This is a genomic window from Streptomyces sp. NPDC013187, assembly GCF_042899705.1.
Lineage (GTDB): Bacteria > Actinomycetota > Actinomycetes > Streptomycetales > Streptomycetaceae > Streptomyces > Streptomyces hawaiiensis_A.
Window position 1 is genome coordinate 590491 of sequence record NZ_JBIBAF010000002.1, and the last position, 14791, is coordinate 605281.

The window sequence follows — 14791 nt, forward strand, 5'->3', positions numbered from 1 at the left end:
CCCGAATGAGCATCTTTTCCATGCGCTATGAGGAGCATCAGTAATCTCCATATCTCTGTATGAAGAACAGGGAGCGAACGTTCCTCGCCATGATCTTTCGGCCTCGCACCGGTGATTCACAACCCAGGTGCGTGAGTGTGCGCCGAACAGGTGTTGGACCTCTTGATCGTCCCCGGGCGACGGTGGACGCATGCCCCGACTCTCCCCGTACCGCCGCCTGTTCCGCCTGCCGGGCGCCCGCGCGTTCACCGCCGGGAACCTCATCGCCCGCCTGCCGATGGGCATGTTCAGTGTCAGCGCGGTCGTGATGATCGCCGGAACCCGGGGCTCGTACGCCCTCGCCGGTGCCGTCACCGCGGCGGGACTCGCGGCGACCGCACTGGTCGCGCCGTGGGTCGCGCGGCTCGTCGACCGGCACGGCCAGGCCAGGGTGGCCCTGCCCGCCACGGTGATCGCCGTCCTGGGCTCGCTCTCCCTGCTGCTGTGCGTGCGCCACGACGCCCCCGACTGGACCCTGTTCGCCTCCTACGCCGCCACCGCCACGACCCCCAACACCGGCGGCATGTCCCGGGCCCGCTGGGCGCATCTGCTGGCCGGTGACCCGAAGGCGCTGCACACCGCCAACTCCTTCGAGCAGGCGGCGGACGAGCTGTGCTTCATGCTGGGGCCGGTGCTCGCGGCCTTCCTGTGCGGGACGTTCTTCCCCGAGGCCGGCACGTTGGCCGGCGCGGTGCTGCTGCTGACCGGCATGGTCCTGTTCACGACCCGGCGCGCGACGGAGCCCCCGGTCCGCGCGCACATACCCGGCAAGGCGCCCCTGCGCGCCCCCGGGATCCCTCCGCTGCTCGCGGTCTGCCTGGCGATGGGTGGCGTCTTCGGCGCGACGGAGGTCGTCACCCTGGCCTTCGCCGACGCGCAGGGGCGGCAGTCGGTGGCCGGTGCCGTGCTCGCGCTCCAGGCCGCGGGCTCCTGTGCGGCGGGCCTGCTGTACGGCGCCGTGAAGCCCACCGGCCCGGCCGCGGCCCGGTTGCCCCGGTGCGTGGCCGCGATGGCCGCACTGCTGACCCTGCCCCTGCTGGCCGCGGCCCTCACCGGTTCGCTCCTCCTGCTGGCGGCCGCGCTGCTGGTCGCCGGGATGGCGACGGCCCCGACGATGGTCACGACCATGTCGCTGGTCCAGGAGCGCACTCCCGAGGGCCGCCTGAACGAGGGCATGAGCCTCGCGGTGACCGGCCTGCTCGGCGGCATCGCCTGGGGCAGCGCGCTCGGCGGCTGGATGGTGGAGCACCTCTCCCCGACGGCGGGTTACGCGATCCCGGTGACGGCGGCGGCCATGACCCTGGTCTTGTCGCTGCCCACTGCTTCGAATCGCTTCACCAAGATCCTCACGCCCCATTGACGCCCTCACGCCTCCCGCTTACGTTCGATCGTCGAAGCGCTTCGACAACGGGTGCCGGGAGAGTAGGGACGCTCACATGAAGTTCACCGACGGCTACTGGCTCCTGCGCGAGGGCGTCACCGCGGCCCACCCGGCCGAGGCCCTCGACGTCACCGAGGCGGACGGCGCCCTGGAGATCCACGCGCCGACCCGGCCCATCCGCTCCCGCGGCGACCTGATGACCGGCCCGGTGTTCACCGTCAGGGCGCACTCCCCCATGCCGGACGTCATCGGCGTGACCCTGACGCACTTCACCGGCGGGCCGCCCCCGGACCCCGAGTTCGAGCTCACGACGTCGGACACCACCGCGGAGATCTCGTACGGCGACGAGCACGCGACGCTGACCTCCGGCGACCTGTCGGTCCGGGTTGCCCGGGGCGGTCCGTGGCAGGTCGAATTCCTCGCGCGCGGCCGTACCCTCACCCGCAGCGGCCACAAGAACGCGGGCCTCATGCGGGACGCCTCCGGCGCGCACCACCTGCGCGAACAACTGGTCCTGACGGTCGGCACGTCCGTCTACGGCCTCGGGGAGCGCTTCGGCCCGCTGGTGAAGAACGGGCAGGTCGTCGACATCTGGCAGGCCGACGGCGGCACGTGCAGCGAACAGGCCTACAAGAACGTGCCGTTCTACCTCACGGACGCCGGCTACGGCGTCTTCGTCGACCACCCGGGCCGGGTGTCCTTCGAGGTCGCCTCGGAGGTGGTCTCCCGGGTGCAGTTCAGCGCGGAGACCCAGGAGCTGACGTACTACGTCATCCACGGCCCCACCCCGAAGGACATCCTGCGCAGGTACACGGCCCTGACCGGCCGCCCGGCCCTGCCGCCCGCCTGGTCGTTCGGCCTGTGGCTGTCGACGTCGTTCACCACCTCGTACGACGAGGAGACGGTGACGTCCTTCATCGAGGGCATGCGGGAGCGCGAACTGCCGCTGTCCGTCTTCCACTTCGACTGCTTCTGGATGCGGGAGTACCACTGGTGCGACTTTAGGTGGGACCCGCGGGTCTTCCCCGACCCGGAGGGCATGCTGGCCCGGCTGAAAGCCCGTGACCTGCGTGTCTCCGTCTGGATCAACCCGTACATCGCCCAGCGCTCCCCGCTGTTCGACGAGGGCAGGGCGCTCGGGCACCTGCTGAGGCGACCGGACGGCGGCGTCTGGCAGTGGGACATGTGGCAGCCCGGCATGGCCCTGGTCGACTTCACGTCACCGGCCGCCCGCGACTGGTACGCCGCCAAGCTGGAGGCGCTGCTCGCGCAGGGCGTCGACTGCTTCAAGACCGACTTCGGCGAGCGGGTGCCCCTCGACGTGGTCTGGTCCGACGGCTCGGACCCGGAGCGGATGCACAACTACTACACGTACCTGTACAACCGCACGGTCTTCGAGGTGCTGCGCAAGCACCGCGGTGAGCAGGAGGCCGTTGTCTTCGCCCGTTCGGCGACGGCGGGGAGCCAGCAGTTCCCCGTGCACTGGGGCGGCGACTGCGAGGCGACGTACGAGTCGATGGCGGAGTCGCTGCGCGGCGGGCTGTCCCTCGGCCTGTCGGGCTTCGGCTTCTGGAGCCATGACATCGGCGGCTTCGAGGGCACCCCCACACCCGCGCTGTTCAAGCGCTGGCTGGCCTTCGGTCTGCTCTCCTCGCACAGCCGACTGCACGGCAGCCGGTCGTACCGGGTCCCCTGGCAGTTCGACGAGGAGTCGGTCGACGTGGCCCGCCACTTCACCCGGCTGAAACTCCGCCTCATGCCCTACCTGTACGAGACGGCCCGCACGGCCCACACCGAGGGCCTGCCCGTGATGCGGGCCATGGTGCTGGAGTTCCCGGACGACCCGGGGTGCACCCATCTGGAACGGCAGTACATGCTCGGCCCCGATCTGCTGGTCGCCCCGGTGTTCAGCGACGAGGGCGAGGTCACGTACTACGTCCCGGAGGGCACCTGGACCCACTTCCTGACCGGCGAGACGGTGACGGGCCCGCGCTGGGTGCGCGAGCGGCACGGCTTCCTGAGCGCGCCGCTGCTGGTCCGGCCCGGCGCGGTGATCCCGGTCGGGGCGCGGGACGACCGCCCGGACTACGACCACGCCGACGGGGTGACCCTGCGGGCGTACGGTCTACGGCCCGGCGACGAGGTGACGGTGCCGGTCGGGGACGTGATCTTCACGGTCACCCGTGAGGGGAACACCCTGCGGGCGACGTGCGCCACCCCGGCAGCCGCCTGGAGCCTGGCCGCAGGCGACCGCGAGGTCCAGGCCCCGCCCGGCACGGGCTCCCTGACCCTGGAACTCGACCGGTGATCACGAACTGGACGACCCCATGACAAAGGCCCCGCCGCTTGGAAGCGGCGGGGCCTTTGCCCACATGGGATGAGTGGAGATGGCGGGAATCGAACCCGCGTCCAACGGTGCAGAATCAGGGCTTCTCCGTGTGCAGTCCGCTGCGATTTTCTCGGCCCCGGCGATCACGCGAACAAGTCGCCGACGGGCCCAGTCACTGTTTGATTTCCCATCGAACCCCGTGACCGGGCTCGATGGTTTAGTTCCCTAGCTTATGCCAGGATCCGGGTCGGGAACACTCCCGGGCTGACACCCATTAGGGTCCTTCAGTCACTGCTTATTAGGCAGCGAGGGCGAAGGACTGGGAATCGCGCTTGGTATTGGCGATTATTTTTTGCGACATATGGTTTACGAGATCATTGCCGCTTCCTCGACACGCTTCCCCTGCTTCGACAGCCGCTGTCGAAACCGATCATCCCCATGTTGTGTTGACAATCCCCTCCGGGGAGGGGCGCGCACCCGCTGTGGGGTGCAGGCACCATCGTACGTGACCAACGCAGGTCGGTGCCAGCGTATTCCCTACGCCCCGCGCTGCCTCCGCTTCACGGCCGCGATCGCACGGTCGGTCTCCCGGCGGTCCTGCTTCTCCCGCAGCGCCTGACGCTTGTCGTACTCCTTCTTGCCCTTCGCCAGCGCGATCTCGACCTTGGCCCGGCCGTCCTTGAAGTACAGCGCCAGGGGCACGATGGTGTGGCCCGTCTCGCTCGTCTTCGACGCCAGCTTGTCGATCTCCGCGCGGTGCAGCAGCAGCTTCCGCTTGCGCCGGGCGCTGTGGTTGGTCCACGTGCCCTGGCTGTACTCCGGCACGTGCACGTTGTACAGCCACGCCTCGTGCTGGTCCAGCTGCACGAAGCCGTCGACCAGCGACGCCCGTCCCTGGCGCAGGGACTTCACCTCGGTCCCGGTGAGGACCAGGCCGGCCTCGTAGGTGTCGATGATGAGGTAGTCGTGCCGCGCCTTCTTGTTCTGCGCGATCAGCTTGCGCCCTTTTTCCTTAGCCATAGTGCCGACCATTTTCGCACTACGGAGGGGCCCTGCGGAAAGTCGATTACGAGGAGCTCTCGAGGCCGCGCAGTACGGTGCCGGCCCGCTGGAGGGCGTCCTCGCCGGTCTCCAGGTCGGGCGTGATGCCCCGGCCGTCGACCCCGCGGCCGGAGGGGGTGCGGTAGTGCCCGACGGTCAGCTCCGCGACGGAGCCGTCGGGCAGCCGGCTGGGCATCTGGACCGAGCCCTTGCCGAAGGTGCGGGAGCCCACGACGAGCGCCCGTCCGCGGTCCTGCACCGCACCGGTGAGCAGCTCGGCCGCGCTCATCGTCCCGCCGTCCACGAGCGCGACCAGCGGTCTCGTGGTGTCCCCGCCGGACTCGGCGTGCAGGGCGCGCTGCTCGCCGTCGACGTCGTAGGTGGCGACCAGGCCGCCGTCGAGGAAGGCGGATGCGGCGGTCACGGCCTCGGTGACCAGGCCTCCGGAGTTGCCGCGCAGGTCGAGGACGATCCCGGCGCGGGGCGGGGTCCGGCGGACGGCTTCGCGGACCTGGCGGCCGGAGCCCTTGGTGAAGGTGTCGACCTTGATGACGGTGACGCGGCCCGCGAGTTCCCGGACGGTGACCGAGTCCGTGGACAGCTGGGCCCGGCGCACGGTTTCGGTCCACGCGCGACCGTCGCGCTCCAGACCGAGACGGACGGTGGTGCCAGCGGGGGCGTCGGTGGCGTCGCCGCGCAGTAAGGAGACGACCTCGGTGACGGGCCGGCCGTCGGTCTTCTGTCCGTCGACGGTGCGCAGCAGGTCTCCAGGACGGATCCCTGCGGTGGCGGCGGGCGACCCGGCGCGCACCCTCGTCACCTCGATACGGCCGTCCCGCTCGCTGCGGGCCCACAGGCCGACGCCGGTGTACTGGCCGTCCAGGGACTCCTCGAACTCCTCGTACTCGCCCGGGGAGTAGACGGCGCCCCAGCGGTCCCCGCTGCGGCTGACCGCGCGCTTCGCGGCCTGGATCGGGGACGTGCCGTCGGCCATGGCCTCCTCGGCGGCCCGGGCGACATCCGCGTGGTGTGCGGCCGAACCCGCCGAACGGACCTCCTGCGGCGCGGACTTCCCCTGACCCTGGGGCAGCGCCCCGGTGGCCGCACCGGCGACGAGCACGCTCGTGAACACCAACGTCAGGGCGGCCCCGCGACGGATGTGACGGGGCTGACAGAACGGGTCACGACCTGACATGCCGGTGAGTCTAGGACAAGCGGAAGGGCCGCACGGTCGGTTGACCGTACGGCCCCTCTTGGCATGCGTCACACCTTCAAGTACTTGCGCAGCGCGAAGAACGCGGCCAACGCGGGCATCAGGAGGCTCGTCGCGAGGATGAGCGGCAGCTTGGTGAGGACGGCGTCCCAGCCGATGAAGTTGATCAGTGTCAGCTGGTCGGCCAGGGCGAGTCCGTGGTCGATGAGGAAGTACCGGGCGAGCAGCAGGAATCCGCACGCGAGGGTGCCGCCGATGAGTCCGGCGACCGCGGCCTCCATGATGAACGGCGCCTGGATGTAGAAGCCGGAGGCGCCGACCAGCCGCATGATGCCGGTCTCACGTCGGCGGCTGAACGCCGAGACGCGCACGGTGTTGACGATCAGCATCAGCGCGACGACCAGCATCAGCGCCATCACCGCGCGGGCGGCCCAGTTCATGCCGTTCAGCAGCTTGAACAGATTGTCCAGAATGCCCTTTTGGTCCTGTACGGACTGCACGCCGTCCCGGCCGTTGAAGGCGGTGGCGATGACCTGGTACTTCTCCGGGTCCTTCAGCTTGATGCGGTACGACTCCTGCATCTGGTCCGGCGTGAGGGAGCTGGCGAGCGGGGAGTCGCCGAACTGCTCCTTGTAGTGCTTGTACGCCTGGTCCTGCGACTCGTACGTGACCGCCTGGACGACGTCCATCTTGTCGAGGTCGGCCTTGATCTGCTTCTTCTGGTCGTCGGTCACCGCGCCCTTGGCGCAGTTCGGGTCCGACTCGGCATCGCTCTTGTTGCAGAGGAAGATCGAGACGTTGACCTTGTCGTACCAGTAGCCCTTCATGGTGTTGACCTGGTCGCTCATCAGGAGCGACCCGCCGAACAGGGCGAGCGACAGGGCGACGGAGACGACGACCGCGAAGGTCATCGTCAGGTTGCGGCGGAGACCGACACCGATCTCCGACAGGACGAACTGGGCGCGCATGGCGACTGGTTATGCCTTTCCGTGGATCTCGGGTGCGGTATCAGTGCTGGTAGCCGTAGACACCGCGGGCCTGGTCGCGGACGAGGCGGCCCTTCTCCAGTTCGATGACGCGCTTGCGCATCTGGTCCACGATGTTCTGGTCGTGCGTGGCCATCACCACGGTCGTGCCCGTCCGGTTGATGCGGTCGAGCAGCTTCATGATGCCGACGGACGTCTGCGGGTCGAGGTTGCCTGTGGGCTCGTCGGCGATGAGCAGCTTGGGGCGGTTGACGAAGGCCCGCGCGATGGCGACGCGCTGCTGCTCACCACCGGACAGCTCGCCGGGCATCCGGTCCTCCTTGCCGCCGAGCCCGACGAGGTCGAGCACCTGCGGCACGGACTTGCGGATCTCGCCGCGCGACTTGCCGATGACCTCCTGCGCGAAGGCGACGTTCTCGCCGACCGTCTTGTTCGGCAGCAGGCGGAAGTCCTGGAACACCGTCCCCAGCTGGCGCCGCATCTGCGGGACCTTCCAGTTGGAGAGGCGGGCGAGGTCCTTGCCCAGAACGTGCACCTGACCGTGACTGCACCGCTCCTCGCGGAGGATCAGCCGCAGGAAGGTGGACTTTCCGGAGCCGGAGGACCCCACGAGAAAGACGAACTCGCCTTTCTCGACCTCCAGGGACACATCCCTGAGGGCGGGGCGGGTCTGCTTGGGGTAGACCTTGGAGACGTTGTCGAATCGGATCACGGATGCACCACGGGTCGCCGGGGGTAGATGAGCGTGACCATACGCGAACCGGGTGGGGCACCGCAGTCACCGACCGTGGTTGCGCCATGGATGTGCCGTTTTGTTCCGAGCGTCGAGGGGCGCGGGCGGATTGTGCGTACCACCACAGAAAACGCTCAGCCGCGCGACGGCCGACGGAACCTGGCAAAGTGGAGGGGGAACATTCCCGCCCCCACGGACGTTGAACACGTGGAACCGGCGCAAGGAGGGCAAGCGCATGACGTACGACCGGCTGGTGTGCGCGAACTGCGCGTCCCCCGTGAACGAGGGCCGCTGCCCCGTGTGCCGCGCGAACCGTGAGCGGATGCAGCAGGAGAACTTCCTCGCGGGCATGAACCCGATGGCTCTGATCGCACTGCTGACGGTGCTGATCGCCGCGCTGGCCCTGCTGGCACACCAGACCGCGTGACGGCGTAAGCCCCCAGGACACGGCCGAGGGCCCGGAGCGTTCGCTCCGGGCCCTCGGTGTTGCGCTGGGCGCACGGTCCGTACGGACGCGGCTACCGTCAGGCGGCAGCGCCGCCGCGGCCGCTCACGAGGCGGGGCAGCAGACGGAAGCCGACACCGCCGGCGATCATCGTGGCGGCGCCGATCACCAGGAAGGTGGTCTGCGCGGCACCCGTCTCGGCGAGCTCCTGGCCGTTGCCCTGGGCCTGGGCCTGCGGGGCCGGGGTGGAGTCCGAGCCGATCTCGGTGAGGGAGGAGGAGCCCTCCTCCTGCGTCGAGGTGCCGCCGTCGGGGTCGGCGTTGTTGCCGCCGCCATTGCCGCCACCGTTGCCGTTGCCGCCGCCGGTGCCGTTCCCGTTACCGTTCCCGTTCCCGTTGCCGTTCCCGTTGCCCGGGTCGGTCGGGGCGTCCGTCGGGTCCTCGGTCGGCTCCGTCGGCTCGTCGGTGGGCTCGGGGTCCACCGTCGGCTCGGGGTCCGTCGGCGTACCCGGGTCCGTGGGCGTGCCCGGGTCCGTGGGCGTGCCCGGGTCCGTCGGGTTCGGGTCCGTGGGGATGCCGGGGTCGGTCGGGGTCGGGTCGGTCGGGGCGTCGCCCGTGCTCACGCCGACACCGACACTGGTGTCACCGAGGCCGACACTCACGCCCAGGTCGAGAGCGGATGCCGCGCCGGCGGCGGTCAGCGAGGCACCGGCGGCGATCACGGCACCGGCGGCTATCCGCGCGACACGAATCCGCGTCTTCTTCGTCATGTGGTTGCTACCCCCAGTAGCTCATCGTCATTAGGCAGCGCTCGGGGCTGTGCTCGACGGGGACAACTGCGGTGGAAGGCGCCCCGGTTCACATGCGCCCCAGAGACACGCATGCCGCGCTTTACCCTTCCCATTTTTCAAGAACACGTCAAGGCCGTTTACCGCCGCCATGTCCAACTACGGGGGCTATGCCGGGAGTCTGAGGGCGTGAGTGTGATGTAAAACCCGGACATGGGGTACGGAAAAGGCAACTGCCGCCCTGATGGCGGCAGTTGCCTTGTCGACAAACTTACTTCTCCTGCTGCTTGCGCCAGCGAATTCCGGCCTCGATGAAGCCGTCGATCTCGCCGTTGAACACAGCCTCGGGGTTGCCGACCTCGAACTCGGTGCGCAGGTCCTTGACCATCTGGTACGGGTGCAGGACGTAAGAACGCATCTGGTTGCCCCAGGAACTGCCGCCGTCCTTGAGGGCGTCCATCTTGGCCCGCTCCTCCTGGCGCTGCCGCTCCAGCAGCTTCGCCTGGAGAACGTTCATGGCGGTCGCCTTGTTCTGGATCTGCGACCGCTCGTTCTGACAGGAGACGACGATGCCGGTGGGGAGGTGGGTGAGGCGCACCGCGGAGTCGGTGGTGTTGACGCCCTGGCCGCCGGGGCCGGACGAGCGGTACACGTCCACCCGCAGTTCGGACTCGTCGATCTCGATGTGGTCGGTCTGCTCGACCACGGGCAGGATCTCGACGCCCGCGAAGGAGGTCTGCCGCCGGCCCTGGTTGTCGAAGGGCGAGATGCGCACGAGGCGGTGCGTGCCCTGCTCGACGGAGAGCGTGCCGTAGGCGTAGGGCGCCTGGACGGCGAAGGTGGTCGACTTGATGCCGGCCTCTTCCGCGTAGGACGTCTCGTAGATCTCGGTCTTGTAGCCGCGCTGCTCCGCCCAGCGCAGATACATGCGCTGGAGCTTCTCGGCGAAGTCGGCGGCGTCGACGCCACCGGCCTCGGCGCGGATGTTCACCAGGGCCTCACGGGAGTCGTACTCGCCGGAGAGGAGGGTGCGGACCTCCATCTCGTCCAGCGCCTTCTTCACGGCGGTGAGCTCGGACTCGGCCTCGGCACGGGTGTCCGGGTCGTCCTCCTCCTCGGCCATCTCGAAGAGGACGCCCAGGTCGTCGATGCGACCGCGCAGGGCCTCGGCCTTGCGCACCTCGGCCTGGAGGTGGGACAGCTTGCTGGTGATCTTCTGCGCCTCATCGGGGTTGTCCCAGAGGGACGGCGCGGCCGCCTGCTCCTCGAGCACGGCGATGTCTGCCCTCATCTTGTCGAGGTCCAGAACGGCCTCGATCGACTCCATGGTCGAGGAGAGGGACTTGAGCTCTTCGGATACGTCGACGACTGCCACGCCCTCCAGCGTAACGGCTCCGCCCGGCGGCCATCGCCGGGCGGCCTGAGCAGGCGGCTCAGGGGGTCTGCGGGGCCGAGTTCTGGGTGTCCTGGGGAGGTGCGCTCCCGTCGTCGTCCGACGTGGTCAGCCAGGCTCCGACACCGATCGCCGCCGCGAGGGCGACCGCGCCCGCTCCCAGGGCCACCCGGCGGCGCCGGGTGGCGGCGCGGTTGCGGGCCGAGCCGGGGCGGGGGGCGCCCGCGGTGCGCGGGGCCCGGGCCGTGCCGTGGGCCCCGCCGGCCAGCTCGTCGGGGGCCGGGACGCGCATCGAGGTGTGGGTGTCCCGGTTGGAGTCGGTGGGCTTCGCGCCCGGCACCAGGGGGACCGCCCCCCGCCTCCTGACCCGCTCCCCGGCCGGCACCGGTCCGGCGGGCTGCTCCTCGCGGTCGGACTCCTCCCCGGACTCGGTGTCCGGCTCGTCGACCTCCAGCGGGGGCATGCCCGCCAGCATCGGCAGCAGCTCGCGCAGCCGGACCCCGAGCTCCGAGGCCCGCAGCCGCGAGGCCGGGGCCTTGGCCAGGCACTGCACCAGCAGCTGCCACAGCTCGTCCGGGATGCCGGGCAGCGGGACGACCGTCTCCGTGACGTGCCGGCGCAGGACCGCGCCCGGGTGTCCGCCGCCGAAGGGGGTGAAGCCCGCCAGCAGTTCGTAGAGGACCGTGGCGAGCGCGTAGATGTCGACGGACGCGCGTGGGGGCAGGCCCTCGACGATCTCCGGGGCGAGGTAGTCCGGGGTGCCGATGATCTTCGTGGCCTTGGTGCGGCGCGGCGTGTCGATGAGCTTGGCCACGCCGAAGTCGGTCAGCAGCGCGCGGTGGGAGCCGCCGGGGCCCAGCGGGCCCTGCATGTCCAGGAGGACGTTCTCCGGTTTGACGTCCCGGTGCACGACTCCCGCGGCGTGCGCGGCCGCCAGTCCGTCGGCGATGTCGGCCGCGATGGCGACGGCCGCCTCGGGGGCCATGCGCCGGTCCCGGTCCAGGCGGGTGCGCAGGTCCGTGCCGCGGACGAGGTCCATGACGAGCGCCAGGTCGTTGCCGTCGACGACCAGGTCCCGCACCGACACCACGTGCGGGTGGTCCAGGCCGAGCAGGGCCGTGCGCTCCTGGACGAAGCGTCCGACGAGTTCCTGGTCGGACGCGAGGTCCTCGCGCAGCAGCTTGATGGCGACGGGTCCTTCGGGGCCCTCGCCCAGCCACACCGTGCCGGCGCTGCCCCGCCCGAGGATCTGGTGGGCGGTGTACCGGCTGCCGATCTTCCGTGCCAAGACTGCTCCTACCGACGCGTGTTGTCGCTAAAACTACGCGTACGGGAGGCCAACCTTCACCGGGGAGGTGGAAATCACCCGCCGGGTGTCGACAAATCACCAACCCCGCAGGGCGGTTCCGGTCAGTTCGTGCCGGAACCGCTCCCGCCGAGCTTCTCGAACCAGCCGGTCACGGTGGAGAACCAGTCGGTGAGCTGGGCCCAGTAGCCCTTGGTGGTGCCGATCCACCCCTGGAGCGGGCTCAGTTCCCAGATCAGCCAGCCCGCGACGAACAGGATGACGATCGTGAAGAGGCAGCCCTTCAGGCAGCCGAGCCCGGGGATCCGCATCGGGTTGGCGCTGCGCTGCCGCGGCTGCCGGGGCTCACGCTGGGGCCGCTGTGGCTGCTGGGGCTGGGCCGGGGGCGCGGGCGGGGCGTAGCGCTGCGGCGGCTGGGGCCGCTGCGGCTGCGGGGCGTACTGCTGGGGCTGCTGCTGTTGCGGGTGGCCGTAGCCGGGCCCGGGCGGGGGTGCCTGGCGGCGCGGGGGCTGCTGCTGGGGCCGGGCCACCTGGCGCTGGGGGCGGCGGCGCAGCGGGTCCTCGTTCGGGTCGAGGTACTGGACCTGCGTCTGCTCGTTGCGGTCGCGGGCCGCGCGCAGCTGGTTCTGCCAGGGGTGCGGGTCCTCGGGGCCGCCCTGCCCGCCCTGCTGACCGGGGTGGCCGGGCGAGCCCGGCGGGACCGGCGGCATGACGGCGGTCGGGTCGGCAGCGCCCCGGTGGTTCATGACGGCGGTGGGGTCGGCGGCGCCGGCCGGGCCGCCGGTGTGCGGCATGACGCTGGTCGCGGCGTTCGGGTCGTACGAGCCGGCGCCCTGCGGGAGGACCTGCGTCGGGTCGGCCGATCCGGGCGTGTCCGGCACCGGCGCGGGGGCCGGGTCGGGCACGAGGAGCATGCCGACGCCCTCGGCGGCGGCGATCTGCGCGGAGTTCGCGTGCACCCCGATGCCCTCGGCGACGACGCGCAGGCCGCGGGCGAGGTTCACGGCGCTGGGCCGCTCGTCGGGGTTCTTGCGCAGGCAGCGCTCGATGACCGTCCACAGCGGGTCGGGGACGGTGGAGGGGCGGCGCGGCTCGGCGCTCAGGTGCTGGTGCAGCACTTCCAGGGCGGAGCCGCCGGAGAACGGCGGACGGCCGGTGACCAGCTCGTACAGCAGGATGCCGGCGCCGTAGATGTCGACGGCGGAGGTCTGCGGACGGCCCTCGGCGGACTCGGGGGCGACGTAGGCGGGCGTACCGACGAACTCCTGGGTGCGGGTCAGCCCCGGGGAGTCGGCGAGGCGGGCGATGCCGAAGTCGGTCAGCAGCGGGTGCATCCGCCCGTCGTACTGCTGGAGCAGGACGTTGGCCGGCTTGAGGTCGCGGTGCACGACGCCGTCGGCGTGGCTGGCGGCGAGCGCGTCGGCGATCTGGGCGGTCAGCAGGGCCGCGCCGACCGGGGTGAACGGCCCGTTCTCGCGGAGGTAGCGGTGCAGGTCGGGGCCCTCGACGAGGTCCATGACCAGCGCCAGCAGCTCGCCCTCGACGACCAGGTCGCGGACCCGGACGATGTTCGGGTGGGTCAGCCGGAGCAGGACGGACCGCTCGCGCAGGAACCGCATGACGATGTCCGGGTCGCCGGCCAGCTCCTCCTTGAGGACCTTGATCGCGACGGTCTCGCCGGGCTGCCCCGGCACGGCCGCCTCGGCGCCCGCGGTCTCGCGCTGGCGGGCTCGCCAGACGGTGCCCGTGGCGCCGCGTCCGAGCGGCTCCTCGAGCAGGTACTTGCTGCCTACCGGCCGCACGTCATGCGCTCCCTGGTGCTTGCCTTGCCTGCTGGCCTGTCCGACCCACTGTAGTGCCGGGGGGCCGGGGACCGGAGTGTCGTCTTTCTGTGGGTCTTACGTAGCGGCCCTCACACTCGTTCGAAGGAAAGACGCTCACCTCGGTCTCGTGGTTGCCGGCAAGGAACGTGAGTGATCTCAAGCGGTCGGCTGTGGGTCATCTCTCAGGCACTTTTGCGGGCAGAGCCGACCATTCAAGATCACCTTTTCCGGAGCGAGGGGCGCACTGTCAGTGGCAGGTGCGAGGATGCTGCCAGTACTGGCCGACGTGCTGGGGCGGGGTGGGGGACTCCGCGCCCGGGCAGAAGGGACCGCTGACGGCGATGCAGATCCGGCTGACCGTCGTAGATCCGCTGGGCCCGTCGGCGCCGGCGCGGGATCGCGCCCCGCGCAGCGACGTGCTGGTCACGGCACCCGCCGGTACGGCGCTCGCCGCGGTGGCGTCGGCGCTCGCCCAGGCGGTCTTGGGCGGTGACGGCTCGGGCACGCCCGTGCTGTACGCCGGGGAGCAGCGGCTGGACGCCCAGCGTTGCACGCTCGGCGAGCCGCCGCTGACCGACGGTGCCGTGCTGTCCGTCGGCGCGCCGGGCGAGCCGGAGCCGCATCCGGAGCTGGAGGGCGCCCCGGCCCAGCTGCAGGTGGTCGCCGGGCCCGACGCCGGCGGTGTCCATCTCCTGCACGGCGGCGAGATCCGCATCGGCCGCTCCGCGGACGCCGACGTACCGCTCGACGACCCGGACGTCTCCCGGCTGCACTGCGTCGTGACCGTGAGCGCGGACGGCCGCGTCGCGGTCGCCGACCTCGACTCCACGAACGGCACGACGGTGAGCGGCGCGCGGGTGGGCGGCCGGGCGGTCCCCCTCGTGCCGGGTGCGCTGCTGCGGATCGGCGAGTCGGCCCTGCGACTGGCTCCCGCCGGGGGGCCGGGGGCCCGGGTGGAGACGACTCCGGACGGGGAGGGGCACGTGCGCGTGGCCGGGCCAGCGGAGGCATCCGCCCCCGGCGAGGCGACTCCGGGAACGGCCGGGCCCACGGGCTCCACGCACCACGCCCACGGCTCGGCGCCCTGGGGCACGCCGGCCGCTTCCGGGCGCGGCTCCGCTGATCCGGCAGTGGTGCCGGGGCAGGGCGGGGCGCCGCGGATCGAGGGCCGGGGTGCGGGCTCCGGGCCGGAAGCAGCGCGGATCGGGAACGGGGGCACGGGCTCCGGGCCGGAAGCAGCGCGGATCGGGAACGGGGGCACGGGCTCCGGGCCGGAAGCAGCGCGGATCGGGAACGGGGGCACGGGCTCCGGGCC

12 protein-coding genes and 1 other RNA gene are annotated in these 14791 nt (G+C 71.0%); 4 read left to right on the forward strand and 9 right to left on the reverse strand.

Features of this window, described 5'->3' with window-relative positions; translation table 11 throughout:
* The first annotated feature begins 190 nt into the window (after nucleotides 1-190).
* Together ACFY5B_RS05880 and yicI are read left to right on the forward strand one after the other, a co-directional pair.
* Nucleotides 191-1399 (forward strand): MFS transporter, encoded by a 1209-nt coding sequence (locus ACFY5B_RS05880; RefSeq protein ID WP_389965028.1) that lies wholly within the window; start codon nucleotides 191-193, stop codon nucleotides 1397-1399.
* A gap of 76 nt (nucleotides 1400-1475) precedes the next feature.
* Nucleotides 1476-3728, forward strand: a complete 2253-nt coding sequence (gene yicI, locus ACFY5B_RS05885; RefSeq protein ID WP_389965031.1) for an alpha-xylosidase — start codon at nucleotides 1476-1478, stop codon at nucleotides 3726-3728.
* Between the two features lie 71 nt (nucleotides 3729-3799).
* Here yicI and ssrA read toward each other — a convergent pair.
* The 5 genes from ssrA to ftsE form a co-directional block, all read right to left on the reverse strand.
* Nucleotides 3800-4187: a transfer-messenger RNA gene (ssrA, locus tag ACFY5B_RS05890) on the reverse strand.
* Between the two features lie 99 nt (nucleotides 4188-4286).
* Nucleotides 4287-4769 (reverse strand): SsrA-binding protein SmpB, encoded by a 483-nt coding sequence (gene smpB / locus ACFY5B_RS05895; RefSeq protein ID WP_344462622.1) that lies wholly within the window; start codon nucleotides 4767-4769, stop codon nucleotides 4287-4289.
* A 46-nt stretch (nucleotides 4770-4815) separates the two neighbouring features.
* On the reverse strand, nucleotides 4816-5985 hold the full coding sequence (locus ACFY5B_RS05900; protein WP_389965034.1) for a S41 family peptidase: 1170 nt from the start codon (nucleotides 5983-5985) through the stop codon (nucleotides 4816-4818).
* 68 nt (nucleotides 5986-6053) lie between these two features.
* Nucleotides 6054-6971, reverse strand: coding sequence for a permease-like cell division protein FtsX (ftsX, locus tag ACFY5B_RS05905; protein WP_389965037.1), 918 nt, complete (start codon nucleotides 6969-6971; stop codon nucleotides 6054-6056).
* A gap of 40 nt (nucleotides 6972-7011) precedes the next feature.
* Nucleotides 7012-7701: a cell division ATP-binding protein FtsE gene (gene ftsE, locus ACFY5B_RS05910; RefSeq protein WP_003990615.1), complete on the reverse strand. Its 690-nt coding sequence runs from the start codon at nucleotides 7699-7701 to the stop codon at nucleotides 7012-7014.
* 256 nt (nucleotides 7702-7957) lie between these two features.
* Here ftsE and ACFY5B_RS05915 point away from each other — a divergent pair, with 256 nt between their 5' ends.
* Nucleotides 7958-8149, forward strand: a complete 192-nt coding sequence (locus tag ACFY5B_RS05915) for a hypothetical protein (RefSeq protein ID WP_389965041.1) — start codon at nucleotides 7958-7960, stop codon at nucleotides 8147-8149.
* A gap of 97 nt (nucleotides 8150-8246) precedes the next feature.
* On the opposite strand, the gene ACFY5B_RS05920 is transcribed toward ACFY5B_RS05915, so the two are convergent.
* The 4 genes from ACFY5B_RS05920 to ACFY5B_RS05935 all read right to left on the reverse strand — a co-directional run bounded on the left by ACFY5B_RS05920 (nucleotide 8247) and on the right by ACFY5B_RS05935 (nucleotide 13455).
* Nucleotides 8247-8936: a hypothetical protein gene (locus tag ACFY5B_RS05920; RefSeq protein ID WP_389965044.1), complete on the reverse strand. Its 690-nt coding sequence runs from the start codon at nucleotides 8934-8936 to the stop codon at nucleotides 8247-8249.
* 289 nt (nucleotides 8937-9225) lie between these two features.
* Nucleotides 9226-10329 carry a peptide chain release factor 2 gene (gene prfB, locus ACFY5B_RS05925; RefSeq protein WP_031108357.1) on the reverse strand — a complete coding sequence of 368 codons (1104 nt, stop codon included), beginning with the start codon at nucleotides 10327-10329 and terminating at the stop codon, nucleotides 9226-9228.
* A gap of 58 nt (nucleotides 10330-10387) precedes the next feature.
* Nucleotides 10388-11635, reverse strand: coding sequence for a serine/threonine-protein kinase (locus ACFY5B_RS05930; RefSeq protein WP_389965047.1), 1248 nt, complete (start codon nucleotides 11633-11635; stop codon nucleotides 10388-10390).
* 122 nt (nucleotides 11636-11757) lie between these two features.
* Complete coding sequence (locus ACFY5B_RS05935; protein WP_389965050.1) at nucleotides 11758-13455, reverse strand: serine/threonine-protein kinase; 1698 nt, start codon at nucleotides 13453-13455, stop codon at nucleotides 11758-11760.
* A 362-nt stretch (nucleotides 13456-13817) separates the two neighbouring features.
* Here ACFY5B_RS05935 and ACFY5B_RS05940 point away from each other — a divergent pair.
* Nucleotides 13818-14791 (forward strand): FHA domain-containing protein (locus tag ACFY5B_RS05940; protein ID WP_389965052.1); only part of this gene is annotated, 974 nt, incomplete at its 3' end.